At 53.0% G+C, this 19,269-nt stretch carries 21 protein-coding genes; 3 read left to right on the top strand and 18 right to left on the bottom strand.

Features of this window, described 5'->3' with window-relative positions; translation table 11 throughout:
- The first annotated feature begins 38 nt into the window (after positions 1-38).
- Together NOU37_08115 and ruvX are read left to right on the top strand one after the other, a co-directional pair.
- The gene (locus tag NOU37_08115; protein MCQ4575194.1) at positions 39-1,271 is read left to right on the top strand and encodes a haloacid dehalogenase-like hydrolase; all 1,233 of its coding nucleotides are present in this window, start codon (positions 39-41) and stop codon (positions 1,269-1,271) included.
- Between the two features lie 6 nt (positions 1,272-1,277).
- Positions 1,278-1,715 carry a Holliday junction resolvase RuvX gene (gene ruvX / locus NOU37_08110; GenBank protein MCQ4575193.1) on the top strand — a complete coding sequence of 146 codons (438 nt, stop codon included), beginning with the start codon at positions 1,278-1,280 and terminating at the stop codon, positions 1,713-1,715.
- 21 nt (positions 1,716-1,736) lie between these two features.
- On the opposite strand, the gene NOU37_08105 is transcribed toward ruvX, so the two are convergent.
- The 17 genes from NOU37_08105 to NOU37_08025 all read right to left on the bottom strand — a co-directional run bounded on the left by NOU37_08105 (position 1,737) and on the right by NOU37_08025 (position 16,979).
- Positions 1,737-2,678 (bottom strand): tetratricopeptide repeat protein, encoded by a 942-nt coding sequence (locus NOU37_08105; GenBank protein MCQ4575192.1) that lies wholly within the window; start codon positions 2,676-2,678, stop codon positions 1,737-1,739.
- 4 nt (positions 2,679-2,682) lie between these two features.
- Complete coding sequence (locus tag NOU37_08100; protein ID MCQ4575191.1) at positions 2,683-3,495, bottom strand: PHP domain-containing protein; 813 nt, start codon at positions 3,493-3,495, stop codon at positions 2,683-2,685.
- A 312-nt stretch (positions 3,496-3,807) separates the two neighbouring features.
- Positions 3,808-4,263 (bottom strand): aspartate carbamoyltransferase regulatory subunit, encoded by a 456-nt coding sequence (pyrI, locus tag NOU37_08095; protein ID MCQ4575190.1) that lies wholly within the window; start codon positions 4,261-4,263, stop codon positions 3,808-3,810.
- 4 nt (positions 4,264-4,267) lie between these two features.
- The gene (gene pyrB, locus NOU37_08090; protein ID MCQ4575189.1) at positions 4,268-5,194 is read right to left on the bottom strand and encodes an aspartate carbamoyltransferase; all 927 of its coding nucleotides are present in this window, start codon (positions 5,192-5,194) and stop codon (positions 4,268-4,270) included.
- Positions 5,195-5,261: 67 nt separating this feature from the next.
- Positions 5,262-6,572 carry an alkaline phosphatase family protein gene (locus tag NOU37_08085; protein ID MCQ4575188.1) on the bottom strand — a complete coding sequence of 437 codons (1,311 nt, stop codon included), beginning with the start codon at positions 6,570-6,572 and terminating at the stop codon, positions 5,262-5,264.
- A 6-nt stretch (positions 6,573-6,578) separates the two neighbouring features.
- Positions 6,579-7,136 carry a Fe-S-containing hydro-lyase gene (locus tag NOU37_08080; GenBank protein ID MCQ4575187.1) on the bottom strand — a complete coding sequence of 186 codons (558 nt, stop codon included), beginning with the start codon at positions 7,134-7,136 and terminating at the stop codon, positions 6,579-6,581.
- 218 nt (positions 7,137-7,354) lie between these two features.
- Entirely contained in the window at positions 7,355-8,224 is an 870-nt protein-coding gene (locus NOU37_08075; GenBank protein MCQ4575186.1) for a hypothetical protein, read from the bottom strand.
- Between the two features lie 110 nt (positions 8,225-8,334).
- Positions 8,335-9,177, bottom strand: a complete 843-nt coding sequence (locus tag NOU37_08070) for a fumarate hydratase (GenBank protein ID MCQ4575185.1) — start codon at positions 9,175-9,177, stop codon at positions 8,335-8,337.
- A gap of 2 nt (positions 9,178-9,179) precedes the next feature.
- Positions 9,180-10,175, bottom strand: coding sequence for a GNAT family N-acetyltransferase (locus NOU37_08065; protein MCQ4575184.1), 996 nt, complete (start codon positions 10,173-10,175; stop codon positions 9,180-9,182).
- A complete protein-coding gene (locus NOU37_08060) occupies positions 10,172-10,909 on the bottom strand; it encodes a thiamine pyrophosphate-dependent enzyme (GenBank protein MCQ4575183.1) in 738 nt (245 codons plus the stop codon). Before NOU37_08060 ends, NOU37_08065 begins: the two co-directional genes overlap by 4 nt.
- Before the next feature lie 13 nt (positions 10,910-10,922).
- Positions 10,923-11,969 (bottom strand): thiamine pyrophosphate-binding protein, encoded by a 1,047-nt coding sequence (locus NOU37_08055; GenBank protein ID MCQ4575182.1) that lies wholly within the window; start codon positions 11,967-11,969, stop codon positions 10,923-10,925.
- Complete coding sequence (locus tag NOU37_08050) at positions 11,944-12,162, bottom strand: 4Fe-4S dicluster domain-containing protein (GenBank protein ID MCQ4575181.1); 219 nt, start codon at positions 12,160-12,162, stop codon at positions 11,944-11,946. The genes NOU37_08055 and NOU37_08050 overlap by 26 nt, the downstream gene beginning before the upstream one ends.
- A 30-nt stretch (positions 12,163-12,192) precedes the next feature.
- Positions 12,193-13,089 (bottom strand): succinate--CoA ligase subunit alpha, encoded by an 897-nt coding sequence (sucD, locus tag NOU37_08045; protein MCQ4575180.1) that lies wholly within the window; start codon positions 13,087-13,089, stop codon positions 12,193-12,195.
- A gap of 11 nt (positions 13,090-13,100) precedes the next feature.
- Positions 13,101-13,730, bottom strand: coding sequence for a DUF3365 domain-containing protein (locus NOU37_08040; GenBank protein MCQ4575179.1), 630 nt, complete (start codon positions 13,728-13,730; stop codon positions 13,101-13,103).
- A 35-nt stretch (positions 13,731-13,765) separates the two neighbouring features.
- The gene (locus NOU37_08035; GenBank protein MCQ4575178.1) at positions 13,766-14,404 is read right to left on the bottom strand and encodes a DUF3365 domain-containing protein; all 639 of its coding nucleotides are present in this window, start codon (positions 14,402-14,404) and stop codon (positions 13,766-13,768) included.
- Positions 14,405-14,424: 20 nt separating this feature from the next.
- The gene (gene sucC / locus NOU37_08030; GenBank protein MCQ4575177.1) at positions 14,425-15,594 is read right to left on the bottom strand and encodes an ADP-forming succinate--CoA ligase subunit beta; all 1,170 of its coding nucleotides are present in this window, start codon (positions 15,592-15,594) and stop codon (positions 14,425-14,427) included.
- A 17-nt stretch (positions 15,595-15,611) separates the two neighbouring features.
- Positions 15,612-16,979: a 2-isopropylmalate synthase gene (locus tag NOU37_08025; GenBank protein ID MCQ4575176.1), complete on the bottom strand. Its 1,368-nt coding sequence runs from the start codon at positions 16,977-16,979 to the stop codon at positions 15,612-15,614.
- A 356-nt stretch (positions 16,980-17,335) separates the two neighbouring features.
- On the opposite strand from NOU37_08025, the gene sppA reads away from it, so the two are divergent.
- Positions 17,336-18,304 carry a signal peptide peptidase SppA gene (gene sppA, locus NOU37_08020; GenBank protein MCQ4575175.1) on the top strand — a complete coding sequence of 323 codons (969 nt, stop codon included), beginning with the start codon at positions 17,336-17,338 and terminating at the stop codon, positions 18,302-18,304.
- On the opposite strand, the gene NOU37_08015 is transcribed toward sppA, so the two are convergent.
- A complete protein-coding gene (locus NOU37_08015; GenBank protein ID MCQ4575174.1) occupies positions 18,269-19,198 on the bottom strand; it encodes a polysaccharide deacetylase family protein in 930 nt (309 codons plus the stop codon). The two genes, sppA and NOU37_08015, sit on opposite strands and share 36 nt — an antisense overlap.
- Between the last annotated feature and the right edge of the window lie 71 nt (positions 19,199-19,269).

Genomic DNA, 19,269 nt, shown 5'->3' with positions numbered 1-19,269 from the left:
CTGAGTGATATGTGCGCCGTAAAGAACGGGTTATTGGTATGAAGGCACACCCAAAACTAATTATCTTTGACCTGGACGGCGTCATATTCAGGGGTCAGTATCTGCTCAGGTTGTCCCGCCGCGTAAGTCTTCCCGGTTGGTTCCTCAATATATATAGATGTTTGCTTTATGAGATGGGCATGCTTTCGATGGACGTACTCCTTAGAGATGTATACCTTGGATTCAAAGGGACACCGCTTTCCACGCTGCGGGAGGTGTACGACGAGATGCCAATTATTAATGGCGCGCGGGAGGCAATGAAGGACCTTAAGTCCGGGGGCTATGAACCGGCAATCGTCAGCAGCGGTGTGCCGGATTTTGTTGTAAGGGACGTTGCTGGAAGGCTTGGGATAGACCTCGGCTTCGGCCCTGAAGTCTCCGTTTCGGGGGGTACCCTTTCGGGTGAGATAGGGGGTGTTCTTGCCCACCAGGGTGGTAAGAGTGAAATAGTAGAGGGGCTTCTCCGGGACAGGGGCCTCGGATGGGAAGATGTAATTGTCGTGGCTGATGACCGGAATAATCTCAACATTATGAAGAAGGCGGGGATAAGCATAGGGGTTAATGCCTGCTATCCGGTAAGGAAGTGTGCTGCCTATCTGGCGGACAGCGGTGACCTGAGGGAGGTTGTCGGTTTTCTTGAGACGGGCGACACGGTGGTAGATATCTGGGAAGGCTGGCTGCAGGAGGCCAGACGAAAGCTGTTGCACGTCTTTGCGGCGGCGGTGCCCTTTGTGGCCGGGCTTGCGCCCGTGCTTACCGTGGTCTCTCTGTGTGTTATGGCGGTCATCTACACCATTTCAGAATGGACAAGGCTTAGCGGGAGGGTCTTTCCACTCGTGGGGGATATAAGCTTTTTATGTCTCCGAAAGAGGGAGAAACGGTATTTTGTTCTGGCGCCCATTACGCTTACTCTGGGTGTGGTGTCTTCTCTGATAATCTTTCCACGTGAGGTGGCTATGGCCGTTATACTGATTATTGCGTTTGCCGACAGTGCCGCAGCGCTGGTAGGAAGGGCCTGGGGCACGTGGCGCATACCGTATAACAGGTCTAAGAGCGTCCAGGGGTTGATAGCGGCCATGGTTGTGGCGTTCCTGTGCTCTGCGCCTTACCTTCCTCTGACCGCGGCGGTAGTTGCCGCTCTTGCGTCCTCATTAATAGAATCACTTCCAATAAGGGATGATAATGTCACTGTGCCCGTGGGAACGGGTATTATATTGACTGCGATGGTCTGACGGCACATGCGAATACTTGGTATAGATTACGGTAGAAAGAGGATTGGCCTGGCGGTAAGCGACCCGTTGTGTATCACGGCCCAGGGGCTGCCTACCCTTGAGCGCGGGGATTTGTCAGGGCATGATATGGACGTGCTGGCCGGGGTTATCCGGGAGCGGGAGGTCGACGAGATAGTTGTGGGTCTTCCCCTGAACATGGACGGAACCCGCGGTGAGATCGCGCGGGAAGCGCTTGCGTTTGCCGGGGAACTTAGGAAACGTTTTGCGCTTCCTGTGCATATGATGGACGAACGCCTGAGCACGGTGAGGGCGCACAGGGCTATGAAGGAAGGCGGACTTACAAGGAAGAAGAGGGCGGGGAAAGTCGATAAAATCTCGGCACAACTCATTCTGCAGGACTATCTCGGCCGGAAAGACAGGAGAAAACCCGGGGAAGAAGATTAATGGTTGAATGTCGTCGGGAAATCACTTCACGTTCCTGCTTCTCGTCAGGTTCTTGTATATCTCTGTTTCCCTCTCTGCCATACTGTACAGTCCTACCGTTTTCAGGGCCTCTGCAAATTCTTTGTGGGCGTCGGCGTATTCCGGGTTGAGGCTTATTATCTGTTGATATTCAGAGATGGCCTCCTGCATCATGCCCTTTTCCTGGTATATCCTGCCGAGGAGCATGTGTGCCTCAACCAGCCCCTGGTTTATTGCTAAGGCCTCCTGGAGATTAAATATAGCCTCGTCAAGTCGTCCTTCCTGTTCATACTTAACGCCCTTGTTCATGTACGTCTCTGCGAGGCTGACGCTGGCGACGGCGTCGTGGGGTCTGAGTTCCAGGACCTTTTCAAACTCACGGATAGCGCCTTCGGTGTCGCCCTTTGTGTCGTAGGCCAGTCCCAGATACAGATACGCCTCGGTGTACTTCGGGTCAATCTTGGTAGCTTTTTTAAAACAGATGATTGCCTTGTCGAGCGTTCCACTTTCTCCGTAGGCCAGCCCCATCATGAAATAGGGCTCGGCGAGGCCCGGGTAGATGTCTATCACTTTATTATATTCAGCGATGGCTTCGTCGAACATACCCTTCCTGGCATAGGCTAGACCGAGGGAGGCGTGGGCGTTTGCCGAGTTCGGGCTGTACTTAAGCGCCTTTTCGTACTCGGCGATGGCCTCGTCCGTCAGACCCTTCTTTTCGTAGGCGTTCCCCAGACGTATGAGCGCCGTGACGTTCTTGGGGTCTGCCACCAGGGCCTTTTTAAACTCTCTTATCGAGTGGTCGATTTTGCCCAGCTTGAGGTAGTTCGTGCCGAGGATTAAGTGGTTTCTGGCCTCAAACGTACAACCTGTCAACACACAGAACAATAATAGGATGGGAATGATCGTCTTTCGATACAGGGCGGGTGGTCTCCTATTTATTTCCACGATACTATCTTGTTACCCTTTCTTCTCTCCTGAGAAAATCCTGAAGCGGCGTAAAGCAGTGTTTCCTGGCGGTTTCATCGTTTATGCCCGCCTCTTTCAGGAGTTTTTTATGAAAGGAGAAATCCCCGAATTCACTGAGCGAGTGGCTGTCCGTGCAAAAGGCGAGTCTTGCGCCCTTCTCGACGCATTTTTTTACAAACTCCGGTTCCGGGTTCAGCGAATGGGAATTTATCTCCAGTGGGATTCCCCTGGAGACGGCCTTGTCTATGATGGCCTCGTAGTAGCTCCCCGGCACGGCGATACCGGCGTTATGGAGGCTCCTTGTGGGATGCGCCAGTATGTCAATGTCCTGCTCCAGGGCCTTCATAGTGAGCGAAAGGAATTCCTCCCTTACGGCGTCTGCATCCATTGCGCCGTCCCGGCTTACGGAGGGCACGCTGTGCACGGAGCCTATTACCACGTCGAACTCCTTCCTGTACCCCCAGTCGAATATGAAGTCCCCACTCAGCGGCATCTGTTCCAGCTCTATGCCGACACGCACGCCCATGTCCCTGTATTGCCCGACGTGCGATATGTATTCGTCCATCCGGCCGGAGCGTTTTTTTATCACATCGTGGAACTCAGGGGGTTCCAGCTTCCACTTGAGACACTGCCGGTCCTCACCGTCGAAGTATATGTCGTTGCTGTGGTCCGTGATGGCGAAACACTCGACGCCGAGCCCGCGTGCCCGGCCCAGGTAGTCTTCTATGTCAACAGGGTCGGCACATGCCGACCGGTGCGTATGCACGTGACAGTCCACGGTAAATATGGAGTGCAATAAAACCTCCTGCTATCTTGAATAAAAAAGGGGACATCAGTTCGTGTCTTCGGCGAGATATATTAGTGCCTGAAGAAAAACATCATTTTATAACCTATTCCATCTTTGGGAAAGACAAAAATATTTTGCAGCGGGGTGCGTCAGGAGGCTAGTGAAAAGTTTCACAAAATTGTCATTCTGAGGGAGTAAAGCGACCGAAGAATCTTAAAGGTACTAGATTCTTCGCTTACGCTCAGAATGACAGAAGGGCTTAGTCTTTGCAGGGTATGACTTGATGCGCCGTTTTAAACAAGCAGCGGTTCCCGCAGTAGTTTACAGCAGTTCTATGTCCTTCCCCTCCATTGTGCGTTCGCAGTGGTGGCAGCGGAGGCAGGGCGGGTCTTTTCTCTCTACGTGGAAATGGGTCTGAATCCGTTCGTGGTTGCTCACGCAGTTGGGGTTGAAACATTTTACTATACCCCGGAGCTCGTCCTCCAGGCTGACCTTCTTCTTATCTACGGCCTCGTAGTTTTTTATGATGTTCAGCGTGGCGTCCGGGGCAATGAGGGCTATCTTGTTGGCCTCTTCCTGGGTGAGGTTTTTCCCTTCGATTTTTACTATGCCCTTTCTGCCCAGGTTGTGGCTGCTGAGGTTCATCCCTATGAGGACGACCTGTGTCTCGTTTTCAATGTTAAGTATGTTTGCGACCTTAAAGGTGTTTTTGCTTTCTATGTGGTCTATGACCGTCCCGTTTTTTATGGCCGAGACCTGGAGCTGTTTGACTGTCATATGGCTACTCCTTTGCCCCCAGTACCGAGGCGAGTATCGCCTCCCTGACGGGTACTCCGCTGTGCGCCTGCTGGAAGTACACGGCGTACGGGGTGTCGTCAAGGCTCTCGTCCATCTCCTCCACGCGGGGAAGGGGGTGCAGGATCTTCAGAGACTCCTTTATGTTTAACCTGTCCAGCGAGGCCTTGCTCAGGTGGTAGGTGTCCTTGACCTTCCCGAACTCAATGGGGTCGGCGAAGCGTTCCTTCTGTATGCGTGTGCAGTAAAGGGCGTCGAGTTTGCTGCTTGCCTCCTCAAGAGAGGTGACCTCCCAAAACCGGACACCTCTGTTGTCCAGTTCCTTCAGCATGTCCGGGGGCATTCGCAGGCTTGGCGGCGATATGAAGTACATGGATGAATTAAAGTGGGCCAGCGCATATGCGAGTGAGTGCACGGTACGGCCGTACTTCAGGTCGCCTATGAATCCTATGGTAAGGCCGTCCAGCGCGCCCGTGGTCTTGTGTATGGTGTAGAGGTCGAGGAACGTTTGTGTGGGATGCTGGTTTGCGCCGTCCCCCGCGTTAATGACGGGTATGTCCACCGTGTCCGCCACCACCCTTGCCGCACCGTCCAGGAAGTGTCTTATGACGATTGCGCTCGCGTACCCTGCGACAATCTTGACCGTGTCCCTTAAGGATTCACCCTTGACGACCGATGTGGCCCCCGGCTCCGCAAAACTGATGACCTCTCCGCCCAAAAGCTTCATGGCCGACTCGAAGCTCATCCGGGTGCGTGTGGAAGGTTCAAAAAACAGCGTGGCCAGCACCTTGCCCTTGAGCAGGTCGGGGCGGGCTTCTGTCTCCATCTCTTTGGAAAGACTTAAGATAAAGAGTATCTCCTCCTTGGTGAAATCCCTGAAGGAGATGATATCTCTACCCGCGAAGCTAACCATACGGGAGATATGGTATCAGGGACGGCCTGCCTGTACAAGGGGAAAAACCGTGTGCTCATTCAAAGGGCTAGTGACAGTAGCCTATTAATATGGGCATGAGTTGGGTCCCGTTAATCTCCCCCATCTGTCCCCTGGCGCAGGACTTTTCGGAGAAAACCGTGGTACGGTCGGGTTTGACGGGACCGCCGCAGATTACCAGGGGCACGGCGTCGTGTGAGTGCGACTTGGTCCGGCAGGGTGTTGAGTGGTCTGAGGTTACGGCGACCACGGTGTTTTCAAGGTCTATGCCTTTCAGTATGGGCCCGAGATAGTACCTGTCTATGGCCTCGATAGCGTCCTTCTTCTTTTTACAGTGGCCGTCATGGCCCGGTATATCGGGCCCTTTTATGTGTACGTAGACACCGTCGTATTTACGCAGCGCCGCAAGGCTTTCTTTCACCCGCAGCGAATAGTCCTTTTTCGGATTGGAGGTCGGCGGTGGAAGTTTTACCACGCTCATCCCGGTTAAGAGCGCTATGCCACTCTCTATAGGCATGTCCGCGAGACACGCGAAGTTCTTGCCGAAGACCTTTTTTATACTCGGCAGCACAGGTAGACGGTTGCCCGCGTCTCTGAGGAGGAGCAGGTTGGCCGGATGACGCCTGCGGCGGTTACGTTTTTTATTGACTGGAGACGCTCTCAGTATCTCACTGCTCTTGACGGTAAACTCGTTTACGAGCAGGGCCGCGAGGGCGGCGGCCTTAATGTCTTTACATTTGTTCAACGGCCTGGCCAGCTGGACCACATTGCGGTAAGAGCCCTCCTCCAGCGCGACACCTAAAATGCCCTCCCTGCCGTAGGCGGGGTCTGTGTTGGTTATCTCACCCGAGAGTTCATGTCCCTTTGACCGTATGACCAGCGCGGCCCTGTGGCCGATGGTGTTTCTTAGCTGGAACGTGGCCGGTACGGATTCGAGTTTAAGCCTGGAATTTATTTCCCCGCACAGTGCGGTAGCCTCCTCGGTAGAGAGGTTTCTGCCCACCCGGCGGTCCAGTATATCCCTTCCAGAGCCTTTTGTGGCAAAGTTGACCCTGAGGGCGAGTTGGCCGGGTTTGATTTTCAGCCCCGCCGCAAATGCTTCCAGAGGCCCCCTGCCCGTGTAGTAGAGGAAGGGGTTATAACCCAGGATGCTTATCACCGCCACGTCGGACTCAGGGGCGAGGCCCTTCCTTACCGGGTGCATCAACCCCGTTTGCCCCTTTTGGGCGAGCAGGTCCAGATTCGGCGTGTCGGCTGCCTCGAGGGGGGTCTTATTACCCAGTTCCTTCACGGTGTGAGGGCCGTCGGGCATACCGTCAAGTACTATGTACAGGAGTTTTCTCTTGTCGTTTTTCACCATAGGATCTTATCTTCCGTATTTCTTGACTGCTTCTTTATATACGTCGTTTCCCTCTGAATCGTAGGCCACGATGCAGGAAAAGTCTTCTACCTCCATGCGGTGGATGGCCTCCGTACCAAGGTCCTCAAAAGCTATGGTCTCACACTTTTTTATGGTTTTTGCGATGAGCGCGCCCGCGCCGCCGATATTTGAGAAATGGACGGCCTTATATCTCTTGATCAAGTCTATCACTTCCTGTGACCTGTTCCCCTTGCCGATAGTGCCCTTGAGGCCCAGTTTGTAAAGCGTTTCCATGTAAGTGTCCATCCTGGAACTTGTGGTGGGGCCGGCGGAGCCTACGACCTGTCCCGGTTTGGCGGGGGAGGGGCCGACGTAGTAAATTATCTGTCCCTTGAGGTCGAAGGGCAGGGGTTTGCTTTCTCTAATGAGTTCCGTTATGCGTTCGTGGGCCGCGTCCCGGGCGGTGTAGAGCGTCCCGGTGATGAGTACCCTCCGACCGGCCTTCAGACCGAGAACCGTTGCCTCGTCCAGCGGCGTTTTTATCTGTATAACTTCGTTAGCCATCTTTACCTCAATCCAGTATCAAGGTGGGTAGGGCAGGTCTTCTCGACCTGTCCCGGCGCAGGACAACAAGTCACGCCGTAGGCGAATCTGCCTATGGCACGACCCTGCGCCAGGGCTCAGAATGACATACAGTATTTGTGGACTTTTGCAGAACCCTTATTATATTAATAAATACGGTCTTAAAAAGCTTTTTCTGTACGTAAAATTTAAGGGATGGTCTATTTAATAAGGTGGTTCCAGTCCTGTGAGAATTTCTTTACGCCCTCATCTGTTAGTTCGTGTGTGATGTCAAATTCTTCCCAGTCTTTTGAAAGGTCAAGGTCTTTATATGGAATGGCCTCCAAATCTCCGGAATCATAGCGGTAGTTATTGTCGGGCGTGGGCATGCCCTTTTCACCCCACTCTTTTAACACCTTTGGGTGCGCCGTAATGATGTCAGCCCCAAGTTGCATGGCGTAAAGCATGTGGGCAACGTGTCTTACGCTTGCGACAAGAACCCCGACATGCCCGTCGCTGCTTTTATACATATCAATAATATTTTTGATCAGGTCCATTCCGTTCTGACCATGGTCCTCAAGGCGGCCTACGTACGGGGAGACGACCACCTGTCCTTTTGCTGCGCCTGGTGTTGCCGCGTACGCCGCGGCTGCCTGCTCCTGAGAGAAGCAGATTGTGAGGTTGGCGCGAATACCTTCCTTTACCGACTGCTGAGCCGCGACAAGCCCCTCTTTAGTCGCGGGGTATTTGACATGCGCGTTGAGGTTCCAGGAGTGCATCTCTCTACCCTGCCGGAGCATCTCGTCGGCGGTTGTGGAATGGTCTGCGTAGACCTCTATGGATAGATGACCGTCCGGTGGAATTAGTGCGGAGATTTCTTTAATAATCTTGTGGTAAAAGCCAAGTAATTCTTCTCTGGCAAATTTTTCGCCACGTTCAAGCCGTGCCTTTACCTGAGGGTTTTCTGAGACGAGCGTGGGGTTGGTGGTCTGTCCGTCGAGAAATCCGAGGAGCGAGATAACCTGCTTCGTCTCCTCCGGGTTTCCGCTGTCTAAAGATATTTTGGTCTTAAGATTTTTTGGTCGTTTCATAGATAGAGACCCCTGTAAAAATACCCAAAAAATAATTGGTCTGCCTCTGGTGTGAGACAGGCCCTGTCCCGGCATATTTGTCTTTTTTCATAAATGTGCCGGCTTTTCATTTACAATGTCACGGTCCTGACCCTGTGCGAGTGGCACTCGATATTCACTGCCACGGGGAGGCTTGCGATGTGGCAGGGGTGTGTCTCAACGTGCACCGCGAGGGCGGTTGCGCGCCCTCCCCAGCCCTGGGGGCCGAGGCCCAGACTATTTATTTTGTCCAAAAGTTCTTCTTCCAGCTCTCTTATGTGAGGCTCCGGGTGGTGTTCGCCCAGGGGGCGGAAGAGGGATTTTTTTGCGATACTGGTGGTCAGGTCGAAGGTGCCGCCTATGCCGACTCCCACGATGAGCGGCGGGCAGGGTTTACCGCCACCCCTTAGCACCGTTTCGACCACAAAGTCCACCACCCCCTGCCTGCCCCCGGCAGGGGTCAACATCTTGAAGCGGCTCATGTTCTCGCACCCCGAACCCTTGGCCATCATGGTGATTTTTATCCTGTCTCCGGGCACAATCTCCGTGTGAACGAAAGGCGGTGTGTTATCCCCGGTGTTCTTGCGCCCTATGGGGTCGGCGACTATGGATGCCCGGAGGTATCCTTTTGTGTATCCTTCACTTACGCCGCGTTTAACGGCTTCAAAGGGCGTTTCTCCCGTTATGTGCACGTCCTGCCCTACCTCCACAAAGACGACGCTGTTGCCGGTGTCCTGGCATATGGGTGTATGTTCTTCTCTGCCTATCTTCGCGTTCTCAAGCAGTTCCGCCAGGACCTCTTTGCCCGTTGGGGATTCTTCTTCCCGGCAGGCCCTTTCAAGGGCGGCGATGAGGTCATCCCCCGGCAGATGTGTAATCTCCATAAAGCCTTTTTCTATGGCCCGGGTAATGGTTCTTGAGTCTATCTGGCGCATGGCTAGTCCTGATATGTGTAGCCGTATTTTATGGCGCGTACGTTTTCTTCCAGGAAGCGGGCCGGCAGGCTTGTGCGGAAGTCTACCTGGTCTATAGGTATGCCGATGTAGTTCAGAACCCTGCCCAGGGCAATCATGTTGATAAATATAGGGCTGCCGAATTTTTCGATTGCATCCTGCTTGAACGGGCGCACGTCTTTTGCGCCCACGTATTCCAGGTCTTCAGCGATAGACATGTCTATGATTTGCTTATCAGCGTTAAATTTTCTGCGTACCGGTTTGGAGAGCCGCAGGCATATGTCCGCCTTGTTGAAGAACGGGACGTCTATTCGTTCGTCTGAAAAAACGAGTTCGGCGGTAATGTCTCCACCCCTGACGGCGGCGTCGTAGACTAGGTTTACGGAGACCTCTTTGCCGAGCTTTGCAAGTATGTTGGCCAGGGCGTGGGCCATCAGTTTTATGCCCTGGCCCGCTTCCCCGGCAAGTATGAGCTTTTTTTGGACGGCCTTTGGCAGTTTGGCCAGTTGTTTAACGAAAAGTACCAGACCTACACCAAGGAATTCTTCTTCCAGGCTTGCCTTTTCTAGAAAGCCCAGACTCTCCAGGAGGTCGCACGTTTCACGGTCTTCAGGGTATACGAAAACCCTGCTTTCGTAGCACCGCATTTTCTTGAATTCTGAGAGTGCCTTTTCCTGGAGTTTACGTTCATAACCCATCCCCTTTGTGCCCTTGGTAACGTAGAACCAGTGGATGTGGCCCACACCGTCCAGGTTCCAGCCGAATACGTAGCCTATCGCCTTTTTGTCCTTCCTGGCCACGAGATACACGCTGTTTTTGTCCTTTAACCTTTCTTTTATCCGTTTCGGACTGTTGTCTTCTTTGAGGTGCCGCCTTTCCTCCGGGGGGCGGTTCGCGCACAGCTTCGTTATCGTCTCATTGAAGAGCTTTTGCACCTCCGGTATGTCCGGGACCGTCATGGTTTTTATGCGGAAAGTCATTTTGTAATGCCTATTTCGTTTTCTTCCAGAAATCGGGTGTTATCTTTTATCTTGTATGCGTCTTTATAGTACATGAGCATTTCGTAGCCGTCTTTGAAGCCGATGCGCCGGCCGTTGTTGACGATGCACTGGCAGATAACGTCTACGAAGGTGAACCCCGGGTGCCTGAGGGCCGCGACGATGCTCTTCTTGAGGTGTTTTAAGTGGAACGTGCTGGTCCGGGCGTAAAAGCAGTTGTGTGCCTTGATGATTGCCTGGATGTTGATGGGTGTGTCGCGTGAGCCGTCGGGAGTTGTTATCGTCTTGGCGCCGAGTTTTGAAGTGGGGGAGACCTGTCCCCCGGTCATTCCGTATATTTCGTTGGAGAAGCAGATTATAGTTATCGGCGTGTTCCTTCTGGAGGCGTGAATCAGGTGGTTGCCGCCTATGCCAAGGAGGTCTCCGTCACCGCTTAGCACTACCACGTTGAGTTTTTCGTCAGCTGTTTTTATGCCTTCGGCCATGGGTATGGCCCTGCCGTGCGCGGTATGGACGGTGTCGAGGTTAAAGAACCCTGCGCTCCTCCCCGCACAGCCTATACCTGAGACCACAACCGTTTTCTTCATGTCAAAATTAAGCTCGTCGAAAGCATCACACGTGGATTTAAGGATCAGGCCGTTGCCGCAGCCGGGGCACCACGGTGTGGGGAGGTTCTTGTCTTTCAAAAATCGCTGAAAATGCGTTGTGTCTTTCATAAACGCTGTCCTTTTAGCCTGTTGCTGAAAGAGGTTTCCTCCTCTTTCTCTTTAGAGCGTCGAGTTTGGCCTGTATCTCTTCCATATCTATCCTCCCGCCGGTTATGGAGACGAGTTCTACGTGCCGGTGTATGACGCTTTCTATCTGGTTGCGGTACTGGCCGAGGTTCATTTCCAGTATGATTATTTTTTCGTACCGGTCGGCTATTGCCGCGAGGTCTTTAATCAGTGGAAACATTCTAATCGGGCGGAACAGGGCGTATCTGTCCCTGAATCTGTATGCGGCCCTGGAGAGCGCGCCGTATGATACCAACAGGGTGTCGGCGGTGTCGTTTTCGATGTATTCGTAGAAGTTGTACCCCTCCGCCACGCTGTTGCATTTTTTTGTAAAACGTTGGAGCAGTGCCCGGTGTACCTCGGGGTCGGAGGTTACGGGCCTTGCGGTGTCTCTATGCGTGAGGCCGGTAAAGTGGCGTTTTCCCAGACCGAGGGGCAGTTTTGACCTTTTGACAGTAGGATGTTTTTTTAACTCTACAGTCTCGTAGAGGTGGCTTATGAAGCTGTCGCTGAGGAGTATTACAGGGCTTGAGGACTTTTCCGCGGCGTTGAATGCGCTGAACGTATGGCGGTAGAGTTCTTCTACGGAGTTGGGATAAAAGACTATCGGGCAGTAATCTCCGTGGCTGCCGAACCTTGATTGCATGATGTCTCCCTGGGCGGGGAAGGTTGGCATGCCCGTGCTGGGCCCCACCCTCTGCACGTTGACGATTACCAGGGGCACCTCCATCATGTGCGCGAGTCCGATGCTTTCCTGCATGAGTGAGAAGCCGGGGCCGCTGGTAGCAGTCATTACCTTCAGTCCGGCCAGCGAGGCGCCTATTATCGCGTTTATCGAGGCTATCTCATCCTCCATCTGGAGGACCTTTATGTGCTTTCTGCCGACAAGGTCAAGCAGGATTTCTGAGGCGGGAGTGATGGGGTATCCCGCAAAGAACCCCAGCCCGGCCCTCTCGGCGGCGGCGACGATGGCCTGGTTACCTTGTAGAAGGAGTTTTGACATTGTATATCTTTACCACCTCAATGGCTAAATCAGGACAGTATCTCTCACAGTTAAAGCAGGCGATACACCTGTCGTAGGAGGTAAGCTTGTCCTTTACTATCTCCAGGTTACTGGTTGGACAGAACTGCGGACAGATATTACACCGCTTACAGTACTTGTGATTTATAGCGACCTGGCCCTTTTTCCGCGGCATTTTTTATATTTTACAGAGGTTTTTATTATATCAGTTTGTTTGCGTCTTTATCAGTCCGGCTTCTTTCAGGACCATATCTACTTTAGCCCCAATCTCGGCGGGGTTTTCGACTACCGTGACACCGGCCTGTTTCAGCGCCCGGGTTTTTGTTTCGCACGTGCCCGAGCCGTGGTCTATTATGGCGCCTGCGTGTCCCATGCGCTTGCCCTTCGGTACGTTTTGTCCCGCGATGTAGCTGACGACTGGTTTATTGAAGGAGTTTTTTATGAATTCGGCCGCGTCCTCTTCGGCCCCGCCGCCTATTTCTCCAATGAGTACTACGGCACAGGTGTCGTCGTCGTCCAGGAACAGACGCAGGATGTCAACAAAGCTGCTGCCCGGTATGGGGTCTCCGCCTATGCCTACACAGGTTGACTGCCCGATGCCAAGTTTCGTAAGTTGCCAGACGGCCTCATAGGTGAGTGTGCCGCTCCTGGAGATAACGCCGACATTACCCGGTTTATGTATGTAGCCGGGCATGATGCCTATCTTCATTTCGCCGGGGACGATGACGCCCGGGCAATTTGGCCCTATGAGCCGGCTGCCCGTTTGTGCCAGATATTTTTTTACCTTTATCATATCGAGTACGGGTATACCCTCTGTGATGCAGACGATGAGTTTTATCCCCGCGTCCGCCGCCTCTATGATGGCATCAGGGGCAAAAGGCGCCGGTACGAAGATTATAGAGGCCTCCGCGCCCGTATCTCTGACGGCGTCAAGGACGTAGTCATATACCGGCAGTCCGAGGTGTGAGGTCCCTCCCTTACCGGGGCTGCAACCCGCAACCAGCCTGGTGCCGTACTCAAGTATGAGCCGGGTATGAAAGGTCCCCGCCGCACCGGTCATCCCCTGACACAACACCTTTGTTTCATGGCTTGCTAATATCACGGTACGGGGTTTTACTGGACGGGGAAGATTAGGCTTATGCCGCCTCTTAACTCCCCGGGTTTATAGTTTTCCATGTAGTAATTAGTTATGTCTTTTCCGTCTTTTGTGGGGCTGTTTGCCGGGTCGCCGTGGCACTTGAGACAGCGTTCGGTTATATAGAGGGGATAGAAGTAGCGATAAATGACCCTTTTCGGTCTCTCTCCCACCTTGAGGAATTCTCCAAAACCTGCACCCTGGGGCAGGTCAAGCTCCTGGAACCTGTTTATCTGGGCCAGTTCCCACTGGTCCGGCAGGTCTGCCGGGTTCCTGGGGCCGTATTCGCCTTTTCCTTCCGAGACGAACCGGACCTCAATCCCCGTCCTTGTGGTGAAGTCCCTGGTAATGGTTTTGGCGAAGGTGACCGGGTCAATACCTTTATGGCTGTAAGGCTTGCCTTCGGGTAAAGGCTGGCCGAGCTTTGCGTCATGCATGTTGATGACGTCAAGGTTGTCCGCGATGAAAAAGCCCGCGATGGCCATCAACTGGATAATGTTTCTGGACATCTTCTCGAAGTCGTAAATCTGTGAGAAGCCGACTCCGGCGGGGAAGATTGTCAGGCCGCATATCAGTATCAGAATTGCAGTTTTCTGCAAGGGTCTCATTCAGGTTCTCCCTTCACTTGAGAAGTCTACCGTGATTATTTGATGGGGAATGTAAGGCTTATGGCGCCGATCAGCTCTCCTTCTTTGTAGTTCTCCATCGGGAAGCCCGTCGCGTCCTTGCCGTCGCCCGTGGGGCTTCTTCTGGGATTGCCGTGACACTTGAGGCATCGTGCTTCTACGTATTGGGGGTAAATGTAGCGGTAGACCATCTTATATAATTCTTTGTCTCCGACCTGCTCCACCTCGCCATAGCCTACCCCTTTCGGGTATCTTATCTTGACAAATTTCTTGAGCTGTTTTTTCTCCCACTTGTCCGGTTTATTGGCGGGGTTCCGCGGGCCGCTTTTGTCTTTTCCAAACGAGGTGAATTTTATGGTTATTCCAGTCTGCTTCGTGAATATTTTCCCCACCATAGTGGCAAAACCCTCGGGGTTGATCCCCTTGTAGCTTTCTAGTTCGCCTCTGGGTGTCGGCATCCCGACATGCGCATTGTGGGTGTTTATTACCTCGAAGTTGTCTGCAATAAAGTCAGTGGCCGCGTTCAACATGTTTACGATGGCGCTCGACATCCTCTCGTAGTCATATATTTCAGCCCTGCAGTCTTCGACAAGAAACAGGCTCAGTGCAGTAAAGACTGATATAACACCTATCTTGTTCAGTACGTATTTTCTCATGGATGTATCCTCCACACGCTTCAACTGGTATTTCGCTCTGTAGCTTCCAAGACCCTTTTGGCAGCCTCTTCCATACTTTCCGTGAACAGCATCTCGAGCCCCGACTCCGCCAGCATCTTCCTTGCGATGTGGGCGTTGGTGCCCTCGAGCCTTACCACCAGGGGGACCCCCGGCTTCACGTCTTTTAGCGCAGATATGATAGACTCCGCTATCATATCACATTTTACGATGCCACCAAATATATTTACCAGGATGGCCTTCAGCCTGGCGTCCTCAAAGAGTATCCGAAAGGCCTGAGTTACCTTCTCCGCCGCGGCGTCACCACCGATATCGAGGAAGTTGGCAGGCCGGCCCCCGTAGTGTCTTATTATGTCCATGGTCGCCATTGCAAGACCCGCACCGTTGACCAGGCAGCCTATGTCACCTTCCAACCCTACATAACTCAAGCCATAGGCAGACGCCCTGGCCTCCAGGGATTCCTCACCGGACGGTTTGTCTTTGAAGAGTTCCGGATGACGAAAGCCGGCGTTATCGTCCAGGTCTGCCTTGGCGTCAATAATGGAAAGTGACCCATCGCTGCAGACGGCAAGAGGGTTAATCTCCAGGAGGGATAAGTCTTTTTCTATAAAGGCGCGTGAGAGATTCTTGAACAGGCTGGCAGCCTCCCCTGTCAACTGGCCGGATAACCCGAGGGCGGACGCCATCCTTCGGGCCTGAAACGGGTGCAGGCCGAACAATATGTCAAAGGATTCGCGGAAGATTTTCTCCGGGGAACGCCTGGCCACGTCTTCTATTTCCACGCCCCCCTCTGAACACCCCATCAGGATTAGGGTGGCCCGGCGCCTGTCCAGTAATAACGAGACGTACAACTCCTTCTTTATATCGAGGACTTCCTGTACTAATACGGCCTGTACCTTTTCCCCTTCAGGTGTGGTCTGGGCGGTAACAAGTCTGGAGCCAAGGAGTTTCTCTGCGGAGGTTCGGGCTTCCTCCGGAGTGTTTACCTTTTTGATGCCGCCTGCCCTGCCTCTGCCGCCTGCCAGGATTTGTGCCTTTAGTACGGCCCGGGTGGATTTCAGCTCGCGAAAGGCCTTTTCCGCCTCCTCGGCAGAGAAAGCTACTTTTCCCGTGGACACATTGGTTACATAGTTCCTCAGTAGGTCTTTTGCCTGGTATTCATGCAGCTTCAAGGCTGGCCTGCTTTTGCTTATTTTTGGAAGAGTTCCGGCAGGTGCTTTTTTGCCTGGTCAAGCATTTCTTGGTTAGACAATGTCGTAACCCGTCCCTTGACGTATTGCGCCGTTATCCATTCGTGTATTTTTATTATTCCGGGATGGGTCTTCGTCAATTTACTGTTTTCGGGTTTGAGGTTTGTCTTTATCCAGTGCAAGACGCCGGCTGTACCAGACTTGTCGTTGACAGCCACACCGGGTGGTCTCTTGAGGAGTTTTCGTGTGTCAAAGATGTTATATATCTCTTCGTTTTTCAGGAGCCCGTCGGCGTGTATCCCTGCCAGGGTCACGTTAAAGTTATCGCCTATAAGGGGCTGGTTGGGCGGTATCACATGCCCTAATTCCTTGCGGAAATAGTCTGCTATGTCGGTGATTATGGTGGTGTCAATGGCATCATTGCCTCTTAGCATCATGTATTCAATCACCAATGCCTCAATCGGCGTGTTGCCTGTGCGTTCCCCGATTCCCAGGAGTGTGCCGTTGGCGCTGCTGCATCCGTACAGCCAGGCGTCGGTGGCGTTGGATACCGCACGATGGAAGTCGTTGTGGCCGTGCCACTCCAGGCGCCCGGAGGGCACCTTCGCAAAGTGGTTTAAACCATATATAATACCGGGCACGCTCCTTGGGAGCATTGCCCCAGGGTGGCCTACCCCGTAACCCATAGTGTCGCAGGCCCTGATCTTGATGGGGATATTACTCTCCACGGAGAGCTTCATAAGCTCCTTTGCAAATGGCGCTACAAAGCCGTAGAAATCGGCCCTTGTGATGTCCTCGAAGTGGCAGCGGGGGATTATGCCTTCCTCTACGGCGGCACGAACAATGTCCAGGTAATCATCCAGGGCCTGCCTCCGGCTCTTGCCCAGCTTCAAGAATATATGATAGTCCGAGGCGGAGGTCAGTATGCCCGTCTCCTTCAGACCCATATCTTTTACCAACTTAAAGTCTTGTTTGTTTGCCCTTATCCAGCCGGTGACCTCCGGGTATCTGTAACCCTTCTCAAGGCATTTTGTTACCGCTTCTTTGTCCTTATCGGTGTAGAGGAAGAACTCGCATTGCCTTATCAGACCCCCGTCCCCTCCCAGCTGGTGCAGCATGTCGTAGAGGTCCACTATCTGTTTTACCGTGAAGGGGGGGCGTGACTGCTGGCCGTCGCGGAAGGTAGTATCCGTTATCCATATCTCTTCCGGCGGCTCCATGGGGTTTAGCCGGTAGTTGAAGGGTATCTTTGGGACGTGTCCGTAGGAGAACATCTCTCTATAGAGATTTGGCCCACTTACGTCCTGGAGCTCGAAGGCGTAGTCGTCCTCCACCAGGCACTGCATACGTTCGTCGAATCTAAGCATGTGTCTTAATCCTTAAGATAACACAAGAGGCGTAAATGAGACCGTTAAAGTGCGTACAGCCCCGTTCGCATGGATGTGGATATTATGCGCATATTAGCAGAGCATTACTTTAGCTGTCAAGGGCAAAGCCCGTCATCACTTCCCGGTGTAGAGGCCTGATTATTGCCGGAATGCATAAATCTTTAGTGCTGGTGCAGCTGAAATAGGGATTGAATTTATTCCCTGGTGGGGATATAAAAATAGACGCCTTAGAGGCCCCCTGTTTTAAGGCACATGGATAAATTCGGGGCGCGGGTGCTTGAGCCTCGTGGGGTTTGGCCCCGTAGAGCTATTATTTCTGGAGGATGCGCGGTATTATGTTAAAGGCCAGCAGGTTTATTCTATTCACAGTTGCAGCAAGTATCCTTTGCGGTTGCGCGGTAAACGTCCCGGTAATCGGCCGTGTGAAGCCGCTGGAGGAAAAGGTAATATCAGGAAAAGGGGAGGACAAGGTCCTGGTGGTGGACATCAGCGGTCTCATCTCCGACAAGAAGAAGCAGGGGCCCCTGAGGCTCAGTGACAGGCCCAGTATGGTCGCCCGCATAAAAGAGGAACTTGAGAAGGCCAAGGAAGACGATAAGGTAAAGGCGTTGGTCTTGAAAATTAACAGCCCCGGCGGCACCGTTACCGCAAGCGACATTATATATCATGAGGTAAAGCAGTTCAGGGAGAAAAAGGGGGTAAAGGTCGTGGCGTGCATTATGGGCCTGGGCACGTCAGGCGGATACTACGCGGCGACTGCAGCAGACAAGATAGTGATACTGCCCACCGGCATCACGGGCAGTATAGGCGTTATACTTTTGAAGGTCAATCTGGAAGGTTTAATGGAGAAAATAGGGGTACAGGACGAGGTGATAATGTCTGGTGACAAGAAGGACTCGACACTACCCTTCCACCCCCTTAGCCCGGAGGAGAAAAAGCTGCTTCAGGGCATTATAGACAGTCTGTACCAGCGCTTTGTCACCGTGGTAGAAGAATCCAGACCTGAAGCGGATTTGAAGGGCCACAAAGACCTGACCGACGGCAGGGTTTTTGACGCGCAGCAGGCCCTTGACCTCGGGCTTGTTGACGAGATAGGTTATCTTGAAGACGCGATAGAACTGGCCAAGAAGGAGGCGGGGATTGAGGAGGCCAGGGTCATCGTGTACAAGAGGCCCGGTACTTACAAAAACAATATCTATTCGTTGGGTGAAGGGGCCCCTGAGGCGACAGGTTTTATCGGCTTGCAGCTGGCCGGTTTTGGCAGGGCTCTAAGCCCGGACTTCATGTATCTTTGGATACCCTGAGAAGTGTTCACCATGCATGTCGAGGTACTGTCCCGGATGTACGAATCTTAGCCCCGGCCTGGCCTTAAGCCCCTTCAGCACGTCTGAGAGCCTGTTTATCCTCTGTCTCGAATCCTCAGCGCTAAGCGCTTCACCTGAGTGGCCGGCAAACAATTCCCACGGATGAAATGCGAGTATAAACAGTCCGCCCTTTACCCTCCGGGCCAGTGTGCCCACGGCCCAGATATATTCCTCAGTGTCCACCTTGCCCGTAAAGACAGGGTGGAGGTATGAGGTTATTCTTCTGCCTGAGTCCGCCCTCAGCGAGGCCACGGTTAACTCCCACAGGGAGACCGGTTTCATATAGAATGGTCTGATACAGTCATTGATGAGAGAGGAGTCGTACCTGAACCCCATCTCGCCGAGTAAGGAGAGGAGTTCACGGTTTATCCTCAGGTAAGGTGCCCTGAAACCGGTTATCTTTCTCTGAAAGATGCCGTTAAGTATGTCCATTGACTCGGAGATTATTTCTTGGGCCTGGGACCTGGATATGGGGATGCCGGAGGTGATCCCCAGGAAGTCCTCGTGCCTGAGAGAGTGGCATCCAATCTCGTGACAGGCGGTAAGTGACTTTAGGTCTTCGGGCCCTTTTTCCGCGAGCAGTCGGGCCGTTCTGGCCTCAAAGAAGAGGCTTGCGGGTATGTCGCCCAGGTATTCAAGCAGTTGGAGGGTCTCGACCAATCCCCTGTGTGCGGCATCTATCTTGACCAGGCCCTTTTCCGGAGGGTAGGAGAGTGCGTCGATTCTACCCCTGACAGCCCTGTTATAGTCGGGGTCAACGTCAAGACTGAACACAACGAACAGCTCTTCTTTGTTGTTAATGTGGTTGGCAACGTTGTCCGCGGTTTTGTTCACAGGTGGTTTCCCCGAGACTGTCTTTGTAACGGAAGATATTGCAGTAACATGCAGTTCAGTCTATAGGGCGG

Origin of the sequence: Candidatus Bathyanammoxibius amoris (assembly GCA_024451685.1) — a bacterium.
GTDB classification, from domain to species: domain Bacteria; phylum Planctomycetota; class Brocadiia; order Brocadiales; family Bathyanammoxibiaceae; genus Bathyanammoxibius; species Bathyanammoxibius amoris.
Note: the sequence above shows the minus strand (reverse complement) of the source record. Positions and strands in the feature narration are given on the sequence as shown.